Below are 18160 nucleotides of genomic sequence, written 5' to 3'. Positions count from 1 at the left end.
ACTGCCGATCAGGCGCCGTCTTGATCTTTCAGGTGCTCGAACAGGCCTTTCGGCATCTTCTTGCCATTGGCTTCAAAGTTGGCCTTCACGTTGTTGTAGGCCTCTTGCTCATCGATAAAGCCATCGTGGTTAGTGTCGATCTTGTCGAAATCGGACTTCGGCGCGACCTTCAGAAATTCGGCGCGGGAGACCTTGCCGTCGCCATCGCTGTCAGTCTTGGCCATCGAGGCATCGCCACATTTGCCTTCACCGCATTTGCCTTCCGGTGCTTTCACCGAAGTTTCTGCCGAGGCGACCATGTAGCCCTGCGCCAGTGGCTGGGCGGCAAATACCGAGCCGGACAACATCAGGCCGCCAGCCAGCGCGGCGCCGATCAGGCCAATGGATTTTTTGCCGAGGGTCGAAGTACGGGACATTTACATTCTCCTGGGCTGCACTGCGCAACCACACGTTAAGGACGATTGCCTGAGCAGGTGTTGCTCGGGTGTGGCCATTAAGCGGTGGCGGTGTATCGCGACTGTGTCGCGCAGCGGGGGAGTTTGTAACCAAAGGTGGGGAAAGCGCGGCGGGGATACACTAGGAAACAGATCTTGCAATCAATACAAAATAATGTGGGAGCGAGCCTGCTCGCGAAGGCGTCGTATCAGTCGACATTAAATTCAGCTGACACAACGCATTCGCGAGCAGGCTCGCTCCCACAGGTTTACATCAATGCAGTTTCAGACGCGGCTCGGTGCCACGACCAATCTTGCTACCCAGCATCAACATCGCCGTGCGGAACGGCCCGTACAGTGCCATCTGGTGCATGCGATACAGCGACACGTAAAACATCCGCGCCAGCCAGCCTTCGAGCATCACGCTGCCGGTCAGGTTGCCCATCAAGTTACCCACAGCCGAAAAACGCGACAGCGATATCAGCGAGCCGTAGTCGGTGTACTTGTATTCAGGCAAGGTCTTGCCTTCGATGCGCAGTTTCAGCGATTTGGCCAGCAGCGACGCCTGTTGGTGCGCGGCTTGCGCCCGTGGCGGCACGTTGCGATCGGTACCCGGTTGCGGGCACGCGGCGCAATCGCCGAAGGCGAAGATGTTTTCATCGCGCGTGGTCTGCAGCGTCGGCAGCACTTGCAGTTGATTGATGCGGTTGGTTTCCAGGCCGTCGATGTCTTTGAGGAACCCCGGTGCACGAATACCGGCAGCCCAGACTTTCAGGCTGGCCTTGATCTCGTTGCCGTCGGCGGTGATCAGGCTGTCGGCGGTCACTTCGCTGACCGAAGCATTGGTCATCACATTGACCCCGAGTTTTTCCAGGGTCTTGTGCACTGGCCCGCTGATGCGCTCCGGCAGTGCGGGCAGCACCCGTGGACCGGCTTCGATCAGAGTGATGTGCATGTTTTCCGGTTTGATCCGGTCCAGACCATAAGCCGCCAGTTCATGGGCTGCGTTGTGCAATTCTGCCGCCAGTTCAACGCCCGTGGCGCCAGCGCCGACGATCGCAACGCTGATTTGCTCGACCACATCGGTTTGCCCGGCGTGTGCACGCAGATAGTGATTAAGCAGTTGCTGATGGAAGCGCTCGGCCTGTTTGCGGGTGTCGAGGAACAGGCAGTGCTGCGCCGCGCCCTGCGTGCCGAAATCATTGGTAGTGCTGCCGACGCTGATCACCAGCGAGTCGTACTGCACTTCACGCGCCGGCACCAGTTCTACGCCATTTTCATCGTAGGTGGCGGCCAACTGGATTTTCTTCTGCGCGCGATCGAGCCCGCTCATGCGCCCCAGCTGGAACTCGAAGTGGTTCCATTTTGCCTGGGCAACATAGTTGAGTTCGTCTTCGGAAGAGTTCAGCGATCCGGCGGCCACTTCGTGCAGCAGTGGTTTCCAGATGTGCGTCAGGTTGGCGTCGACCAGCATCACACTGGCGGTGCCACGCTTGCCCAGAGTCTTACCCAGACGGGTAGCCAACTCCAGACCGCCGGCGCCGCCGCCGACAATAACAATACGATGGGACATAGGGATAACTCGCAAGGTTTTTAAAGGAAATCTTTGTCGTCATTACCCAAGCGAGCGCGAGGCAGCTCATAGCGTCAGGTAACTGATAAATCGGCTCAACAGGCCCAGACCAATGGTCACTGCCAGCACCAGCACGAGGAGCATCCACGGCCGGAAAGGCCGGCGCTCGACTCGGTGTTGGGACAGTTGCAGGTACTCTTCGACATGTTTCTGGTCTTCAGGGTTCAGGCGGCTGGTCATATTTGCCTCGTCAGGTAGACGTTGCTGAATGGGCAGAAGCTACAGCGGTTTTTATCCGGGGTTGAACGCAGCATAGCCGCTGTCCGGAACCGGCTCGACGCTCACCCGGTCTTCGAGGCGAATGATCCCGCTTTGTAACACCCGCGCGGTAATTCCGCCATGTCCGCGCATCGCTTGAAACGTGCCCGGGCCGAGGTTGTTCTGCAAGCGTGCGCAGGGCTGACACCAGCCCGTGGTTTCGAATATTGCCTGACCGATGCGAAAGCGCCGACCCTTCAAACTAAACAAATTGATACCGCTGATAACGAGATTGCGCCGCAGATCTTCAGGTTTCACAGGTTGATCGTCGGGGCGGCCCATCAAGGCGTTGATCACCGCCAAATGTTCCCACTGGATCAGTGTCACCTGTCGTGCGTTACGCACACCGGGACGGGCGTGATCGCCGGTCAGTCCTGCTTCCAGCCGAGCTTCCACCGCATCGAGTTCGATCATCGGCCCACGGGATTCTGGACGCACGCCGATCCAGCGCACTTGACCGGTCTGTGGCACATCGGCGATCAGTTGCTGAAGTGGCGTCACAGGCTGATCCCGACGTCGAAGACGATACTGCGGCCGAGGTTGCTGCGCAGAAAGTCCGGCGCGTCCGGGTGGGCGAACAGCACGCGGGCGAAGGTTGGGCCGACCAGAGATAACGAACGCCAGCCTTGGCGCAGATATTCGGTCGGCGGCGGGAAATGGCTGTTCAAATCCAGCACCTCACGTTTAAGACTGGCGAAAGCAATGATGTCCAATTCGCCCAGATCCATGCCACGTTCTTTGTAGTTGTGCGCTTTTTTACGCAGGGTCGGCGCCAGTCGCAGCAGGAATTCATTGGCAGGAATGCGTTTCGGCTTGGCTTCGCGGCGCACCAACTGACTGAGAGAAAAGGCACTGCGCCGCCGCTGCAACTCATCGCGCCATTCGTCGTTGAGACGGCGGCCCTCATCGAGCACGAAGAACACCTCGAAATTGGCATCGCGAAACAGCACGTCCGGTGGCTCGCCGGCCGGCGCGAATTCGTCAGCACGATAGGGAATGTTCAGGCCTTGCAGCAGGCGTTGGCAGACCCAACGCTCACGCTCCCATTTGCGGGCATTGGACAGAAAGGCGTTGGCCTGCTCGGCCGCGATGGTCAGCAGGCGTAAATAATCTGAGTCATCCATAGGCCCAAGCTTAGCGTTCAATTGCGACAAGCAGAAAGCTTTGCTTGGCTAATGCTTGTCGGGTGGCGGTGTAGACTGCGGCGAAGGACGTAAACCCACGGATAAAGTGAGGGAATCATGATCGGTGCCGAACTGTTGTCCTCGGCGAGCCTGACGCTCGGCTGGCTGATTTATGTGCCGGTGCTGCTCTGGGCGATTTTGCGTGCGCCGTGGGTCGAGTTGTTCAGTGACAGCCGGCGTCAGCATCTGCTGTTCGGGACGGTGTTCGCGTTGTTCCTGTTGTGGCTGGTGCGCAGGGATTTCGACACGGGCGTGTCTTATCATTTCATCGGCATGACGGCGGTAACGTTGCTGCTGGACTGGCCGCTGGCGATTGTCGGTGGGCTGGTCGCACAAATGGGTCTGGTGCTGCTCGGGCGTCAGGATCTGCTGGCCGTCGGGGTCAATGGTACTTTGTTCATTTTGCTGCCGGTGCTGGTTACCGAATGCGTGGCAATTCTCGTAGAGCGTGCTCAGCCGCGTAACCCGTTCGTGTACATCTTCTGTTCCGGTTTTTTCGCTGCCGCGCTTTCAGCACTTTTGTGTTTGATTTTGAGTCTGACGCTGCTGTGGTACGACGGTCTCTTTGCCATGCCAGAGTGGCTGGAGGATTTCGTCGGTTATCTGTGGCTGCTGCTGTTTCCCGAGGCGTTCATCAACGGCATGGTGGTCAGTGCGCTAGTGGTATTCAGCCCGGAATGGCTGGAGACATTCAATCGCACGCGCTACCTTTCGGCGCCGTGGAAGGACGATGACCCCAAGTCTTGATCCATATCAAACCCGCCGTGCGCGGGAAATTTCATGCTCGCGCAAATCCCTTCAGGAGCAGCGGCATGAGTGTTTACGAGTGGGCGAGGCAGGAAACCCGGCAGAGTCTGGACATGGCGCAGGAGGTAGGCTTTGACCCGGGGTTGAGTTTGCGCGCCTTGCTCAGTGCCGTGGTACAACAGAGCAAGGCCGTGCGCAACGCCGAAGACCTGGCCGATGAGTTGCGCTTTCTGGCGGAAAACCTCGACGACAATCAGGACTACGGCTTTATGCGGCCTTGAGAGGATCAGTGGCGCGGATCGAAATCGCCGGAAAACAGTTCGTCCTCGGCATCCGGTGCGACCGGAATCTTGTGTTCTTCCGACGCCCAGGCGCCGAGGTCGATCAGTTTGCAGCGATCGGAACAGAACGGCCGAAACTTGTTTTCAGGGGTGAACTCAACGGGCGCGCCGCAGGTTGGGCATTCAACGGTTGGGATCTGGCTCATGCTTGGCCTCCGGATAAAGTCAGGTAAAAGTGATGCAGACGCTCGACCTCGCTGTGCAGCCAGGCGAGGTCGCGGTCATTGACCACCACGTCGTCGGCACGGCTCACACGGTCTTCGCGGCTCGACTGGGCCTTGAGGATCGCCTGAACCTGCTGCTCGCTGGTCTGGTCACGCTGCAAGGTGCGTTCGATCTGCAATTGTTGCGGTGCGTCGATCACCAGGATGCGTTGTGTCATCGCGTATTGCCCGGATTCGATCAGCAGTGGCGAAACCAGAATCGCGTAAGGCGATTTTGCCAGCGCCAGATGATGGGCGATTTCCTCGGCGATCAACGGATGCAGCAGGGCTTCGAGCCAGCGCCGTTGCTCCGGCACTTCGAAGATCAGCTGGCGCAGGGCCGCGCGGTCCAGTGTGCCATCGACCTGCAAAACACCAGTGCCGAAATGCTCGGCAATCTGCGCCAGCGCCGCACGCCCCGGCTCAACCACCCAGCGCGCCGCGTGATCGGCATCCACCACGTGGATACCCAGATCAATGAAATGCTGGGCCGCCGCGCTTTTGCCGCTGCCGATGCCGCCGGTGAGGCCGAGAATCCAGGGTTTTTCCAAAGGGGTATTCATTTCAAACCGACAAACTGCCAATAGAAGTCGGTTATTTGACCACCCCAGAGCAAGGCAATCCAGCCGGCAATTGCCAGATAGGGGCCGAAGGGGATCGGCGTCGAGCTTTTCTGCTCGCGCAGGCGCAGCAAAATCACTCCGATAATGGCGCCGACCAGCGATGACAGCAGGATGGTCAGCGGCAGAATCTGCCAGCCGCCCCACGCGCCGAGCAGCGCCAACAGCTTGAAATCACCGTGGCCGATGCCGTCCTTGCCGGTCAGCAACTTGAACAGCCAGAACACCGACCATAGCGCCATATAACCGGCCACCGCGCCCCACAGCGCATCGTGCAACGGCACGAACAGGCCGAAGCTGTTGATGATCAGTCCCAGCCACAGCAACGGCAGCACCAGTACATCGGGCAACAGTTGATGTTCGGTGTCGATCAGACTCATCGCCAGCAAACCCCAGGTCAGGACGATCAGCAGGCACGCCGGCCAACCGAAACCGAAGTGCCAGGCGATGAAGGTCGAGAGCAACCCACAGGCCAGTTCGGTTAGCGGATAACGTTTGCTGATCGGTGCGGTACACGCAGAGCAGCGCCCGCGCAGCCACAGGTAACTCAACAGGGGAATGTTTTCCCACGGCCGGATCCGGTGGGCGCAATGCGGGCATTCGGAGTGCGGCAGCATCAGGTTGTAGGTGGGCAGCGGCGTTTCACCGGGCAAACCGAGCACGTCGTGAGCCTGCTGGCGCCAGTCGCGCTCGAGCATTTTCGGCAGGCGCCAGATCAGCACATTAAGAAAGCTCCCGACCACCAGACCCAGCAGCAGGGCGGTGAAGACAAAGGCCAGCGGATACAGGGCGAACAGTTCGTCGATAGGCATGTCAGATCGCTGAGCCAAGTTGGAAGATCGGCAGGTACATGGCCACCACCAGCCCGCCAACGATCACCCCCAGCACGACCATGATGAACGGCTCCATGAGGCTGGTGAGGTTGTCGACCATGTTATCCACTTCCTCTTCGTAAAACCCCGCGACCTTGTCGAGCATCTCGTCCAGCGCGCCGGACTCTTCGCCGATCGCGGTCATCTGCACGGCCATGTTGGGAAAGACTCCAGTGCTGCGCATCGAAAAATTCAGCTGCATGCCGGTGGAGACGTCCTGGCGGATCCGCAGCACAGCACGCTTGAACACCACATTGCCGGTAGCGCCGGCCACTGAGTCGAGCGCTTCCACCAGCGGCACACCGGCGGCGAATGTGGTCGACAGGGTTCGAGCGAATCGCGCCACGGCGGACTTGTACATCAGCGTGCCCACCAAGGGCAGTTTCAATAGCCACGTGTCTTTGCGGTCGCGTAATGCCTGAGATGTTTTCAGTGCATGGCGAGTACCAAAGGTCGCCGCGACCAGCGCGCCGAGAATCGCCCACCACCATTGCTGCATGAATTCCGACAGGCTGATCACCACCAGGGTGAAGGCCGGCAGTTCGGCGCCGAAGCCGGAAAACACCGACTGGAATTGCGGCACCACTTTGACCAGCAGGATCCCGGTCACGACTGCCGCCACCAGCACCACGGCGGTGGGGTAGGTCATGGCTTTCTTGATCTTGGCCTTGAGTCGTTCGCTTTTTTCTTTATAAGTCGCGACACGTTCGAGCAAGGTGTCGAGCGCGCCGGACTGTTCGCCGGCGTCGACCAGGTTGCAATACAGCTCGTCGAAATACTGCGGCTTCTTGCGCAGGGCTGTGGCAAAGCTGTTACCGGCCGCGACCTCCTGTTTGACCTCGTCCACCAGCTTGCGCATGGCCGGGTTTTCAAAGCCTTCGCCAATGATGTCGAACGATTGCAGCAGCGGTACGCCGGCCTTCATCATGGTCGCCATCTGCCGGGTGAACAGGGCGATGTCCTGGGCCTTGATGCGTTTGCCAAAGCTCAGCAACGAAGCGGATTTTTTGCGCACCTTGCCGGGATTGATCCCCTGTTTACGCAGTTGTGCCTTGATCAGTGCCGGGTTCTGTCCGCTTAGTTCACCGGTGACTTTGCTGCCTTTCCTGTCCGTGCCTTCCCAGGCATAAATACTGATTTTCGCTGCCTTGACCGCCATGTTCAGTCCTTGGTGACCCGGTTGATTTCTTCAAGGCTGGTGATGCCTTGCATGGCCTTGTGCAGCCCGGAGGTGCGCAGGTCGTCGAAGCCGTCGCGGCGCATCTGCAGGTCGATTTCCAGCGAGTTGCCTTCGGCCATGATCAAGCGTTGCAGCTCCGGTGTGTTTTTCACCACTTCATATATCCCCACGCGTCCTTTATAGCCGCCGTTGCAGTGATCGCAACCGACCGGCTCGTAGATCGTGAAATGGCCGATGCGTTCCTCGGGGAAACCCTCCTTGATCAAGGTTTCGCGTGGGATCTCGATGGGTTTCTTGCAATGGCCGCAGAGCTTGCGCGCCAGACGCTGGGCGATGATCAGGCTGACCGAGGTGGCAATGTTGAAGCCGGGAATGCCCATGTTGTGCAGACGGGTCAGGGTTTCCGCGGCGCTGTTGGTGTGCAGGGTCGAGAGCACCAGGTGACCGGTCTGCGCAGCCTTGATCGCAATCTCTGCAGTTTCCAGATCACGAATCTCGCCGACCATGATCACGTCCGGGTCCTGGCGCAGAAACGAGCGCAGCGCCTGGGCAAAGTCGAGTCCCTGTTTGGGATTGACGTTGACCTGATTGATGCCTTCCATGTTGATCTCCACCGGGTCTTCGGCGGTGGAGATGTTGATGTCGACGGTGTTGAGGATATTCAGGCCGGTGTACAGCGACACGGTTTTACCCGAACCGGTGGGCCCGGTGACCAGAATCATCCCCTGTGGCTGCTTGAGCGCGGCCATGTACAAGTCTTTCTGCACCGGCTCATAGCCGAGCGCGTCGATGCCGATCTGTGCGCTGGACGGGTCGAGGATCCGGATCACCACTTTTTCGCCCCACAGGGTCGGCAAGGTGTTGACGCGGAAATCGATCGATTTGTTCTTTGACAGGCGCATCTTGATCCGCCCGTCCTGCGGTTTGCGCCGTTCCGAGATATCGAGGCTGGCCATGACTTTCAGGCGCGCAGCGATGCGCCCGGCCAGTTGAATCGGTGGCTTGGCCACCTCACGCAGGATGCCGTCGGTGCGCACCCGAACCCGGTAGTTTTTCTCGTAAGGCTCGAAGTGCAAGTCGGAAGAGCCACTCTTGATCGCGTCGAGCAGCATCTTGTGAACGAAACGCACCACCGGCGCATCGTCGGCGTCGAGCCCGCCGATGGCGTCCTGCTTGCTGTCGTCGACGGATTCGACATCGAGGCCGTCGAGATCGACATCGGCCATGTCTTCCAGACCACTGGCGTGGGTGTCGAAGAACTTTTCGATGGCATCGGTGAGTTTGTCGTCCTCGACCAGAATGGCTTCGGTACTCAGCCCGGTGCTGAACTGAATGTCGTTGATCGCTTGATGGTTGCTCGGGTCGGAGATGCCGACGAACAGCTTGTTGCCACGTCGCCACAAGGGCAGGGCATGGTGTTGACGCACAAGTTTTTCGCTGACCAGGCCCTTGGGCTGGGTTTCCTTGTCGAGGCAGTTGAGATCGAGGAACGCCATGCCGAAATGCTCGCTGGCAATCTCGGCCACTTGCCAGCTCTTGACCAGTTTGTTCTGCACCAGATAACTGACCAGCGACAAGCGATTACGCTGGGCCTGTTGCCAGGCTTGCTGGGCACTTTTTTCTGTCAGCAGTTCAGCCTGCACCAATTGCTTGGCCAGACCGCTCAGAGCGATGTCATTCATGGGAATTCCGCACACTTGCAGTTCATGACTTATAGCCTAGTCAAGTGACAGCGCCAAACACGGCCGGTGCAGGTGACAAAAAGTGTCAGATAGTGCGGTTGCAGGTTGTAGGAAATGGCGCTGCGCAGGTTTCGCGCCCAATGGCCGGGGCCTGGAAGGGATTGGCATGGCCTATGCTGCACCCCTTTCAGATCATGAGATTTCGACTCATGCATGGAGCGTTTCTATGAAAAAACAACAAGGTTTTACTCTGATCGAACTGCTGATCGTGGTGGCGATTATCGGGATTCTGGCGACCATCGCCTTGCCGCAGTATTCCAAATATCAGGCGCGGTCGAAGGTGACGGCGGGGTTGGCGGAGATCAGTGCGCTGAAGGTGCCGTTCGAAGACACCATCAATCAAGGCACCGATCCGACGCTGACATTGGTGGCGGGCAGTGCGACTGCGGCGACATCCAACTGCACGCTGGCTGCATCCGGTACTGCGTCCACGGGCGCCGGGACCATCACTTGTACACTGCTCAATGCCCCTGGCCCGGTGCTGAGCAAAACCATCACCCTGACTCGTTCGTCGGGGACCGGTGCGGGTGTATGGACCTGCGGTACCACCGTTGCTCCGGACTATTCGCCTAAGGGCTGTACTGCAAGCGGTACCTGAGCCGTGCTGTGCTGACCGGAATGCCCCGCTCTGCGGGGCATTTTTCATTGCGCGATACTTCACAAAACTTTCAATAATTTCAGCGCCTTAGGAACTTTTCCAAAAACCGCAACTTGCATGTGAAGAATGCACAAGTCATGCAATTTGCATGATTTCGGGAATTTCCATTAATCGCAACTTGTTGATTTATAAGGGTATTTTGAAAATTTAAAAGTTGGCACAGCGTTCGCAACTACCTCGGTAACCCTGCTGACAAGACAACCAGCAGACTTTCCAGAAAAACAGGAGTTACTCGTATGAAGAAGTTCGCTATCACTGCCGCTGCTGCTACCGCGCTGACCCTGACCATGACCGGCGCTTTCGCACAAACCACTCAGGCCACCCAGGCTCCAATGACTCTGGCCGCCGGTGAAATGACCAAGGCTAAAGAAACTACTTCCGATACCTGGATCACCACCAAAGTCAAAAGCGACCTGGTTACCGAAAAAGGCATTCCAGGCACTGACATCAAAGTAGAAACCAACAAAGGCGTTGTGTCGCTGTCGTCGACTGTAGCTATCACCGAAGCTCAGAAAACCACAGCCGTTAACATCACCAAGAAAATCAAAGGCGTCAAAGCGGTCTCCGCTGACGGCCTGAAAGCCGAGTAAGGCATGACTTCTCGCCTGGACCGGGAGAAGGCGCGACAGACGGGCCGAGCAATACGTCTGCCGCAACTTTAGAGTTCATGCGAACGGTCACACGGATGTGACCATTGCAGGCCCCGCCACTTGTGTCGGGGCCTGTTCTATTTCAGGGGCTACACAAAACAATTGTGGAAGCGAGCAGGCTCGCTCCCACATGGGATAAGTGAGTTGCTCTAGTTGCCGCGTTTGCTGGTGATCTGCCGCAGGCGATTGCCGTCGAAGCGCAGGTATTGATACATGCCGTTGTTCGGGCCGTAGGTCCATTCCTCGACCTGAAACTCTTCGCGTCGATTGGCGCTGCGCTTGTAGCCGAGTAAATCCCGGCTGACCGGTTCACCGCATTTCTGCAGCACCTCGCTTGAACGGTCGCCGAGACTGATCAACTGGCTACCACAGCGCAGCGTATCGGACGCCGAGGCGTGACTGGCCGCGAGCGTCATTGCGAGCAAGGCCAGCCACTGCAGTTTCATCACTCGGCATCCAGATGCATTTGTGTCACCACGCGGCCATCGCTCTCGGCCTCGCCAAGATTGGCGTCGATGAAGTACACGCGGTCGTCTGCCAGTTGGCCTTTATCGACCAGATAATCCTTGATGCTGCTGGCACGGTCCTGACCCAACTGACGCAGCAACACATCGCTGCCACTCCAGAACTGGATCACTCCTTCGCGCATCTTCGCCGTGCGTTCTTCCTTGCCCAGGTCCTTCCATTCGGCCGGCGGCTGGGTTTTCAGACGAGTTCGGTAGATGCCTTCGAGCAGTGGACCTTTCTCGCCCTCCGGCACTTGCAACAACGACGCCTGAGCCGGGACTTTATCGCCTCGACGCTGGAGCATCTTGTAGTAGTTGTATTGATATTCACGCTCCAGACGCTGCTCGGCGAGCAACGGGCCGTCACTGCTTTTGGCGGCCGTGCCTTCGATCTCCAGACGCAGTGCCGGACGCTCCTTCAGTGCCTGAGACAGTTTGACCAGCGCCGCTTCGGCATCCTTGCTCAAATCGCTTGAGCCCGGTGCAAACGACACGGTGCCGAGATCTTCCGAACCGCCGCCACTGATCAGTCCGCCAATCATTTTGAATGGCGCGGCAGCGGCTTTGACGATCAGGTTGCGCAGGGTCTGCCAGACAATCGGCATCACACTGAATTGCGGGTTGTTCAAGTCGCCGGTCACCGGCAATTCGATGGAGATCTTGCCATCGACGTCCTTGAGCAGGGCAATTGCCAGCTTCAGTGGCAGGCTCACGGCATCCGGGCTGTCAACTTTTTCGCCGAGCTGCAATTGTTCGACCACCACTTTATTTTCGGCTTTGAGCTGGCCCTTGGTGATCAGGTAATGCAGGTCGAGGTTGAGCCGACCCTTGCGGATGCGGTACCCGGCGAATTTACCGGAGTAGGGCGTCAACGTCGTCAGCTCGACGCGTTTGAAACTGGTGGCGATGTCGAGGCTGGCCATCGGGTCGAAGGGATTGACCGCGCCCTTGATGGTCACCGGTGCGTAGCGGTCGACCTTGCCTTTGATGTCGACGCTGGCCGGTTTCGCCTGGCGGCTGTCGATGGTGCCGATCTGGCCGTTGAGTTGCTGCACGGCGGTGGCGAAGTTCGGTGTCAGGCTGAAGTCGGCGAAGTTGGCCGAGCCATCGTTGATGGCGATGCCGCCAATGTGAATGCCCAGCGGTTTTTCGTTGCTGGCCGGTTTCGCCGCTGTGGTTTTGGTGCCGCTGTCGGCGGGCTGCGGAATCAGCAGATCGTCAATGTTGGTGGTGCGATCATCGTTGATCATGAACCGCACATACGGCTGGAACAGGTTGACCTTGTCGATCGACAGGCTGTCGCCGTGTTGATAATTCAGGCCTTCGACGACCACTTGCTGCCACTTGAGGAAGTCGCGGGTTTTCAGGGTGTCGAGGGTGTGCAGTTGATCGATTTGCGCGCGGCCGGTCACGCTGAGCGCCAGCGGTGCGGTGCTCTTGAGATTGACCTTCAGATCACTGCCGAGCATGCCGCTGCGCAGTTCCAGACGAATGAACGGGTTGATGTAGGACTGTGCGACGCGCAGGTCGATGTCCTGGGTTTTCACGTTGAGCTGGGCGTTGACCGGGGCGAGATTGACGGTGCCGTCGGCCGTGATCTTGCCTTGCTTGCCCACGCCGCTATCGAGCTTGAGCTTGAAGGGCGAACCGTTGAGGCTGTCGAAGTCTTGCAGGTCGACATTCAGCGGGGTGATATCCAGTGCCACCGCAGGTGTTGCCGAACGGTCGGCCAGATGCACGGTGTAGTTACGCAATTGCACGTCTTTGAGCAGCACTTGCCAAGGCTTGCTCGGCGCAGTCGGTTCAGCTTTCGGCGAGTCGGCAGCGGCCGGCGTGTTTGCCGGTTCTGCGGCGGCTTTGGCGGCCGGTTTCGACGGTTGGTTGGCGAACAGTTTCTGCCAGTCCAGTTGGCCGTCAGCTTCGAGCGCCGCCCAGGTTTCCAGTTTGTTGCTGCGGATCTTGCCGACCACGACCTGTTGCTTGGCCAGATCCACCGAAGTCTCGCTGACGTCGAGGCGCTCGAGTTTCGCCAGTGGCCGGCCGTCCGGAGCCTTGATGGCGAATGGCGCGATGCTCACCGCCACGTTGTTCAGCAGCAGTTCGGTTTCTTTCGACAGATTGAGTTTGTAGTCGGTGCTAAGGCTGATCACGCCGTCTTCCAGCACCAGCGGCACCGAATCACGCACGTAAGGCCAGAAGGCTTTCATCTTGCCGTCGGTGACTTTGAGGGTACCTTCGGAGGTGAACGGGATCAGGCTGAAATTACCGCTCCAGTCGATCCGACCACCGGCCGGGCCGATGGCGACCAGGGTCATGTCGGCACTGTCTTCGGGCAGGGTGCTGAGGTTTTTCAGTTCGAAGCTCAGGTCGTCGTAGAGGAATTCGATCGGCTCGCTCGGGCGCACGTCCTCAAAGTGCACGACGCCGCCGGCGAGTTTGATGTTGTCGATGCGCAGCGGGAAGGGCTTGGCGTTCGGATCGGCCGGCGTCGGCTCACTGGCCGGCACATTGAACAGGCCCAGCAGGTTGAGCTTGCCGTCTTTGGCGAAAAGGATTTCGGTCTTCGGCTTGTCCAGCTCAATGTTGGCCAGATGCAGGGCTTTGGTCCACAGGCTGTCGATTTGCAGGTCGGCGTACAGGCGATCGAAACCGATCTGCTCCTTGCCTGGCTCACCGATGACCAGCCCCCACAGGGTGACTTCAAGGCTGAACGGGTTGAGCTCGATACGCTGGATATGCGCAGGCACCGTCGCGTAACTGGCCAGTTGTTGATTGGCCACACGCAGGGCGATGCCCGGCAAAATCAGAAACCCCAGCAGGCTGTAGAGGGCCAGAGCAGTCAACAAGGCGCCAATCGCGCGAATCAATCCTTTGGGCATGTGCGGCTTCATCTGTCTGAATCGGAGTGCCTTGGAGTATGGCACGCGATTCTGGTTCCGAAGTAATAGCCGTGCTGCAGGATTGTTCAGATTCTTCTGTAGGAACAAATCCCATGTGGGATTTAGAGCTGCAGGATCAGGGTTTTCAGCGGCGGTTGCTGGTCCATGGACGGGAAGTCGGCGCCCGGGGTCATCACGCTCCACTCGCGCACTGGCCGGCCAGCCTTTTCGGCGCAGCGCAGGACCTGTTCGCGCCAGTCGTCCATGCTGACTTTCGCCAGGTTGTTGCAGCAGATCAGGACGCCGTTGTCGGCGGTGGTCAGCAAGGCCGGTTTGAGCAGGCTCTGATAGTCGCGCAGCAGGTCAACGGTGCCGAATGCGCTTTTGGCCCAGGCGGGCGGGTCGAGCAGGACCAGATCATATTGGCGCTGATCGAGGCGCTGGTAGCTCGGCAGTTTTTGCCCACGGCGCTGGCTGATCGGCAGACCGGCGAGTTGGCGAATGGCCGGGAAGTAGTCCGACTGAATGAACTCCATTTCCGGTAACTGCGGGTTAAGCAGACCGTTTTCGCGCCCGACCGCCAGATTGCCTTCGGCGAAATCCAGGTTGCACACCTCACGCGCGCCGCCGGCGGCGGCACTGAGGCCAACGCCGCAGGTGTAGGCGAACAGGTTGAGCACGGATTTGCCTTTGGCGTGATCCTTGACCCAGCCGCGCGTGTTGCGCAGGTCGAGGAACAGCAGCGGATCCTGCCCGGCATGGCGGCCGCGCACACGGTAGTTCAAACCCCACTCGTGGCCGACCAGATCCGCCAGTGCGGCGTCGTCGGCTTTGTAGACGCTATCTTCGCGGTCGATGCGCGAGTTGCCACGGGAGCGGTCGTTGTAGACCAGCAAGGTTTCCAGGCCCAGCGTCTGATTGACCATGGCGTGCAGTTGCACCAGGTCGTCACGTTCCAGCGTCTGGTGAAAGCTTTGTACCAGCAGTTGCGGGCCGTAGCGGTCGATGGTCAAACCGCCGGCGCCTTCCTGGCTGCCATGGAACAGCCGATAGCAATCGGTGCCCTGGCTGTGCAACTCGGCCAGCAGATCCTGGCGTTGATCGAGGGCGGCGCGCAGCGCCTGATTCAAGGAAGACATGCGGGCGCCTTGCTGGAGAGAATGGGGGCGCGGGAGTTTAGCAGCTTGGCGGGCAATCGAGTTGCACCCTTCGCGAGCAGGCTCGCTCCCACATGGGAATGCATTCCAAAGGTGGGAGCGAGCCTGCTCGCGAAGCTTTTAGGTCAGCAAGCCCATCCGGCGTTTAGCTCTTTGCACTGAGCCATTGCGCATTGCCCAGCGCAGCATCGGTGCGCTGCGCCTCACGCTGGCGCGAATCAATTGCCGTTGCAGCGAGCTCTGTCGAACATCAAGCATGTCGCTGGCCCAGTCCGGCAGCAGGTCGATGCCGGCCTTCATCATCAAATCACCAAAGGGTCGCGCCAGAACACTCGGCGCCGGTGCTGCAAGCAACAATCGCAAAACCTCGCGGCTGCGTTCATCGCACAACAACTGCGGGCGCATGCGTTGCAGATAGTCGGCCACGGCTTGCCGCGATTTCGGCACATCCCGCGCACCCAGACGCTCGGCGATCAACGCGATTTCCGCGTAGTAACGATCCTGATCCGCCCCCGACAACTGCGGATTGCGATAGCGCAGATGTGCCGCGAGAAAGTTGCTGACCTCGGCCACATGCACCCATGTCAGCAAGTCCGGATCGCTCGCCGCATAAGGCCGACCATCCGGCGCAGTGCCGACCACTTGCAGGTGAATGGTGCGCACTTTCTCGATCAGCCAGTCGGCGTCCTTTCGCGAGCCGAACGTGGTGCCGGAAACAAACTGACTGGTACGCCGCAAGCGCCCGAGCATGTCTTCACGGAAATTCGAATGATCCCAAACCCCGGCCAATGCCAGTGGATGCAAAGCTTGCAGCAACAACGCGCTGATGCCGCCGATCAACATGCTGCTGAAATCGCCGTGCACCTGCCAACTGACCGAATCCGGGCCGAACAGGCCGGGATCGCCCTTGGGGTTTTCCAGGTCGAGTTGGCCGAGTGAAAGCCCGGTCAGGCTCATCAGTTGGTTTTCGATACGACTGCGGATGAATTCCATGACTACTCAGTGAAGAAGGGCGGGCGCGGCCCGTTGACCGCGCCCGAAGCGTTACTGATTGAGACGCTTGTCGATCAGGCCTTGCACCACGCTCGGATCGGCCAGGGTCGAGGTGTCGCCGAGGCTGTCGAGTTCGTTGCAGGCGATCTTGCGCAGAATGCGCCGCATGATCTTGCCTGAACGGGTTTTCGGCAAGGCCGGCGCCCACTGGATCAAGTCCGGTTTAGCGAAGCTGCCGATTTCCTTGCTGACGTGCGCCAGCAGTTCTTTCTTCAATTCGTCGTTGGGCTCGGCACCGTTCATGGGCGTGACGAAGGCGTAAATGCCCTGACCTTTGACGTCGTGCGGATAACCGACCACGGCTGCCTCGGCGATGCTGTCGTGCAGCACCAAAGCACTTTCCACTTCGGCGGTGCCGATGCGATGGCCGGAGACGTTGATCACGTCGTCGATGCGCCCGGTGATCCAGTAATCGCCATCCTCATCGCGGCGTGCGCCGTCACCGGTGAAGTAATAGCCGGGGTAGGGTTTGAAATAGGTGTCGACCATGCGCTGCGGGTCGCCGTAGACGCTGCGGATCTGCGCCGGCCAGCTGGATTTGATCGCCAGCACGCCGCTGCCGGCGCCCTTGATTTCCTTGCCGTGTTCGTCGAGCAGCACCGGTTGCACGCCGAACATCGGTTGCGTGGCGCAACCGGGTTTGATTCGTTGTGCGCTGACCAACGGGCTGAGCATGATGCCGCCGGTTTCGGTCTGCCACCAGGTGTCGACGATGGGGCAGCGCTGTTCTCCTACGACATTGAAATACCATTCCCACGCTTCCGGATTGATCGGCTCACCGACGCTGCCGAGTAATCTGAGGCTGGCGCGCGACGTTTCCTTCAACGGTTCGGCACCTTCACGCATCAACGCACGCAGAGCCGTCGGAGCGGTATAGAAAATGTTGACCTTGTGTTTATCGATCACCTGCCAGAAGCGCGAACTGCTCGGATAGCTTGGCACGCCTTCGAACATCAACGTGGTCGCGCCATTCGCCAGCGGGCCGTAAACGATGTAGCTGTGGCCGGTGACCCAGCCGACGTCGGCGGTGCACCAGAACACTTCGCCGTCACGGTAGTCGAGCACGTATTTGAAGGTCATCGCCGCTTGCAGCAAATAGCCGCCGGTGGTGTGCAGCACGCCTTTGGGTTTGCCGGTGCTGCCCGAGGTGTAGAGGATGAACAGCGGATCTTCGGCGTCCATCGGTTCCGGTGGGCAATCGTCGCTGACATCGCGTACCGCCTGGTGATACCAAAGGTCGCGGCCCTCGACCCAATCGACGCTGCCTTGAGTGCGCTCGACCACCACGACGGTGCTGACGTCCGGGCAACTTTGCAGGGCTTTGTCGACGTTCTGCTTGAGTGGCACGAACTTGCCGCCGCGTACACCTTCGTCGGCGGTGATCACTGTGCGGCAGTCGGCATCGAGAATACGGTCACGCAGGGAATCAGGAGAGAAGCCGCCAAATACCACCGAATGAATCGCGCCGATCCGCGAACAGGCGAGCATGGCGTAAGCGGCCTCGGGGATCATCGGCATGTAAATGCACACCCGGTCGCCTTTCTTCACGCCACGGCTTTTCAGCACGTTGGCCAAGCGGCAGACATGGTGGTGAAGTTTTTTGTAAGTGATTTTCGCCGATTCGGCAGGGTCGTCGCCTTCCCAGAGGAGGGCGGTCTGCTCGCCGCGCTGGTCGAGGTGGCGGTCGATGCAGTTGTAACTGACGTTCAGTTTGCCCCCGGCAAACCAGGCGGCCTCACCGGTTTTCAGGTCGTAGCGCTGGACGGTCTGCCACGGTGTGCTCCAGTCGAGGAAACGCATGGCCTGCTCGGCCCAGAAGGCAGTGGGGTGTTCAATCGATTCGCGGTACAGGCGCCGATAGTCTTCCTGACTCAACTGGGCAGCCCGGCGGACGGCATCGGCTTTGGGGAACGTGCTGATATCGAACATGACGGTTCCTTATTCTTGTGGTGCGACAGGAATAAAGATGCGCCGAGCGATGCAGAGGTTCAAGTCATGTGTAAAACAACTGTGGGAGCGAGCCTGCTCGCGAATGCGGTGTGT

19 protein-coding genes are annotated in these 18160 nt (G+C 59.2%); 4 read left to right on the top strand and 15 right to left on the bottom strand.

Annotation, left to right across the window (positions count from 1 at the left end; genetic code table 11):
- Positions 1–8: 8 nt before the first annotated feature.
- The 5 genes from ACZ0A4_RS19505 to ACZ0A4_RS19485 form a co-directional block, all read right to left on the bottom strand.
- Entirely contained in the window at positions 9–416 is a 408-nt protein-coding gene (locus ACZ0A4_RS19505) for an HvfA family oxazolone/thioamide-modified RiPP metallophore (RefSeq protein ID WP_016986236.1), read from the bottom strand.
- A gap of 292 nt (positions 417–708) precedes the next feature.
- Entirely contained in the window at positions 709–2007 is a 1299-nt protein-coding gene (locus ACZ0A4_RS19500) for an NAD(P)/FAD-dependent oxidoreductase (RefSeq protein WP_016986237.1), read from the bottom strand.
- A gap of 66 nt (positions 2008–2073) precedes the next feature.
- Positions 2074–2247: a DUF3094 domain-containing protein gene (locus ACZ0A4_RS19495; RefSeq protein ID WP_007909875.1), complete on the bottom strand. Its 174-nt coding sequence runs from the start codon at positions 2245–2247 to the stop codon at positions 2074–2076.
- 51 nt (positions 2248–2298) lie between these two features.
- The gene (locus ACZ0A4_RS19490; protein WP_463576041.1) at positions 2299–2826 is read right to left on the bottom strand and encodes an MOSC domain-containing protein; all 528 of its coding nucleotides are present in this window, start codon (positions 2824–2826) and stop codon (positions 2299–2301) included.
- On the bottom strand, positions 2823–3449 hold the full coding sequence (locus ACZ0A4_RS19485; protein WP_007909887.1) for a DUF1780 domain-containing protein: 627 nt from the start codon (positions 3447–3449) through the stop codon (positions 2823–2825). Before ACZ0A4_RS19485 ends, ACZ0A4_RS19490 begins: the two co-directional genes overlap by 4 nt.
- 117 nt (positions 3450–3566) lie before the next feature.
- On the opposite strand from ACZ0A4_RS19485, the gene ACZ0A4_RS19480 reads away from it, so the two are divergent.
- Positions 3567–4256 (top strand): energy-coupling factor ABC transporter permease, encoded by a 690-nt coding sequence (locus ACZ0A4_RS19480; RefSeq protein WP_463576038.1) that lies wholly within the window; start codon positions 3567–3569, stop codon positions 4254–4256.
- A gap of 65 nt (positions 4257–4321) precedes the next feature.
- Positions 4322–4537, top strand: a complete 216-nt coding sequence (locus ACZ0A4_RS19475; RefSeq protein WP_038369048.1) for a hypothetical protein — start codon at positions 4322–4324, stop codon at positions 4535–4537.
- Between the two features lie 5 nt (positions 4538–4542).
- On the opposite strand, the gene yacG is transcribed toward ACZ0A4_RS19475, so the two are convergent.
- Genes yacG through pilB form a run of 5 tightly spaced genes read right to left on the bottom strand, consistent with a single transcriptional unit; the run spans position 4543 to position 9154 of the window.
- The gene (gene yacG, locus ACZ0A4_RS19470; RefSeq protein ID WP_007959585.1) at positions 4543–4743 is read right to left on the bottom strand and encodes a DNA gyrase inhibitor YacG; all 201 of its coding nucleotides are present in this window, start codon (positions 4741–4743) and stop codon (positions 4543–4545) included.
- Complete coding sequence (gene coaE / locus ACZ0A4_RS19465; protein WP_463576037.1) at positions 4740–5363, bottom strand: dephospho-CoA kinase; 624 nt, start codon at positions 5361–5363, stop codon at positions 4740–4742. The genes yacG and coaE overlap by 4 nt, the downstream gene beginning before the upstream one ends.
- The gene (locus ACZ0A4_RS19460; RefSeq protein ID WP_463576036.1) at positions 5360–6232 is read right to left on the bottom strand and encodes a prepilin peptidase; all 873 of its coding nucleotides are present in this window, start codon (positions 6230–6232) and stop codon (positions 5360–5362) included. The genes coaE and ACZ0A4_RS19460 overlap by 4 nt, the downstream gene beginning before the upstream one ends.
- Position 6233: 1 nt before the next feature.
- Positions 6234–7451: a type II secretion system F family protein gene (locus ACZ0A4_RS19455; RefSeq protein WP_463576035.1), complete on the bottom strand. Its 1218-nt coding sequence runs from the start codon at positions 7449–7451 to the stop codon at positions 6234–6236.
- 2 nt (positions 7452–7453) lie between these two features.
- Positions 7454–9154 (bottom strand): type IV-A pilus assembly ATPase PilB, encoded by a 1701-nt coding sequence (gene pilB / locus ACZ0A4_RS19450; RefSeq protein WP_463576034.1) that lies wholly within the window; start codon positions 9152–9154, stop codon positions 7454–7456.
- 226 nt (positions 9155–9380) lie between these two features.
- On the opposite strand from pilB, the gene ACZ0A4_RS19445 reads away from it, so the two are divergent.
- Entirely contained in the window at positions 9381–9812 is a 432-nt protein-coding gene (locus tag ACZ0A4_RS19445; protein ID WP_034153877.1) for a pilin, read from the top strand.
- A gap of 296 nt (positions 9813–10108) precedes the next feature.
- Positions 10109–10462, top strand: coding sequence for a BON domain-containing protein (locus tag ACZ0A4_RS19440; protein ID WP_064118703.1), 354 nt, complete (start codon positions 10109–10111; stop codon positions 10460–10462).
- 209 nt (positions 10463–10671) lie between these two features.
- On the opposite strand, the gene ACZ0A4_RS19435 is transcribed toward ACZ0A4_RS19440, so the two are convergent.
- The 5 genes from ACZ0A4_RS19435 to acs form a co-directional block, all read right to left on the bottom strand.
- The gene (locus ACZ0A4_RS19435; protein WP_463576033.1) at positions 10672–10968 is read right to left on the bottom strand and encodes a DUF2845 domain-containing protein; all 297 of its coding nucleotides are present in this window, start codon (positions 10966–10968) and stop codon (positions 10672–10674) included.
- Positions 10968–13919 (bottom strand): DUF748 domain-containing protein, encoded by a 2952-nt coding sequence (locus ACZ0A4_RS19430; protein WP_463576032.1) that lies wholly within the window; start codon positions 13917–13919, stop codon positions 10968–10970. The genes ACZ0A4_RS19435 and ACZ0A4_RS19430 overlap by 1 nt, the downstream gene beginning before the upstream one ends.
- Positions 13920–14029: 110 nt before the next feature.
- Positions 14030–15046 carry a class I SAM-dependent rRNA methyltransferase gene (locus tag ACZ0A4_RS19425; RefSeq protein WP_463576031.1) on the bottom strand — a complete coding sequence of 339 codons (1017 nt, stop codon included), beginning with the start codon at positions 15044–15046 and terminating at the stop codon, positions 14030–14032.
- A gap of 138 nt (positions 15047–15184) precedes the next feature.
- Positions 15185–16057 (bottom strand): oxygenase MpaB family protein, encoded by an 873-nt coding sequence (locus tag ACZ0A4_RS19420; RefSeq protein ID WP_463576030.1) that lies wholly within the window; start codon positions 16055–16057, stop codon positions 15185–15187.
- A gap of 51 nt (positions 16058–16108) precedes the next feature.
- On the bottom strand, positions 16109–18046 hold the full coding sequence (gene acs / locus ACZ0A4_RS19415) for an acetate--CoA ligase (RefSeq protein ID WP_463576028.1): 1938 nt from the start codon (positions 18044–18046) through the stop codon (positions 16109–16111).
- Positions 18047–18160 lie beyond the last annotated feature (114 nt).

Source organism: Pseudomonas sp. AC172 (genome assembly GCF_979258595.1).
The sequence above is the reverse complement of the archived record's forward strand: the minus strand, read 5'-3'. Positions and strand labels throughout refer to the sequence as shown.

Excerpts from the sequence above, each read along its gene's own strand:
- yacG (WP_007959585.1), bottom strand. The coding sequence starts at position 4,743 with ATGAGCCAGATCCCAACCGTTGAATGCCCAACCTGCGGCGCGCCCGTT.
- ACZ0A4_RS19430 (WP_463576032.1), bottom strand. The coding sequence starts at position 13,919 with ATGAAGCCGCACATGCCCAAAGGATTGATTCGCGCGATTGGCGCCTTG.
- pilB (WP_463576034.1), bottom strand. The coding sequence starts at position 9,154 with ATGAATGACATCGCTCTGAGCGGTCTGGCCAAGCAATTGGTGCAGGCT.
- ACZ0A4_RS19505 (WP_016986236.1), bottom strand. The coding sequence starts at position 416 with ATGTCCCGTACTTCGACCCTCGGCAAAAAATCCATTGGCCTGATCGGC.
- ACZ0A4_RS19440 (WP_064118703.1), top strand. The coding sequence starts at position 10,109 with ATGAAGAAGTTCGCTATCACTGCCGCTGCTGCTACCGCGCTGACCCTG.
- ACZ0A4_RS19460 (WP_463576036.1), bottom strand. The coding sequence starts at position 6,232 with ATGCCTATCGACGAACTGTTCGCCCTGTATCCGCTGGCCTTTGTCTTC.
- ACZ0A4_RS19435 (WP_463576033.1), bottom strand. The coding sequence starts at position 10,968 with ATGAAACTGCAGTGGCTGGCCTTGCTCGCAATGACGCTCGCGGCCAGT.
- ACZ0A4_RS19455 (WP_463576035.1), bottom strand. The coding sequence starts at position 7,451 with ATGGCGGTCAAGGCAGCGAAAATCAGTATTTATGCCTGGGAAGGCACG.
- ACZ0A4_RS19445 (WP_034153877.1), top strand. The coding sequence starts at position 9,381 with ATGAAAAAACAACAAGGTTTTACTCTGATCGAACTGCTGATCGTGGTG.
- ACZ0A4_RS19420 (WP_463576030.1), bottom strand. The coding sequence starts at position 16,057 with ATGGAATTCATCCGCAGTCGTATCGAAAACCAACTGATGAGCCTGACC.
- ACZ0A4_RS19475 (WP_038369048.1), top strand. The coding sequence starts at position 4,322 with ATGAGTGTTTACGAGTGGGCGAGGCAGGAAACCCGGCAGAGTCTGGAC.
- ACZ0A4_RS19480 (WP_463576038.1), top strand. The coding sequence starts at position 3,567 with ATGATCGGTGCCGAACTGTTGTCCTCGGCGAGCCTGACGCTCGGCTGG.
- ACZ0A4_RS19425 (WP_463576031.1), bottom strand. The coding sequence starts at position 15,046 with ATGTCTTCCTTGAATCAGGCGCTGCGCGCCGCCCTCGATCAACGCCAG.
- ACZ0A4_RS19500 (WP_016986237.1), bottom strand. The coding sequence starts at position 2,007 with ATGTCCCATCGTATTGTTATTGTCGGCGGCGGCGCCGGCGGTCTGGAG.
- coaE (WP_463576037.1), bottom strand. The coding sequence starts at position 5,363 with ATGAATACCCCTTTGGAAAAACCCTGGATTCTCGGCCTCACCGGCGGC.
- ACZ0A4_RS19485 (WP_007909887.1), bottom strand. The coding sequence starts at position 3,449 with ATGGATGACTCAGATTATTTACGCCTGCTGACCATCGCGGCCGAGCAG.
- ACZ0A4_RS19495 (WP_007909875.1), bottom strand. The coding sequence starts at position 2,247 with ATGACCAGCCGCCTGAACCCTGAAGACCAGAAACATGTCGAAGAGTAC.
- acs (WP_463576028.1), bottom strand. The coding sequence starts at position 18,046 with ATGTTCGATATCAGCACGTTCCCCAAAGCCGATGCCGTCCGCCGGGCT.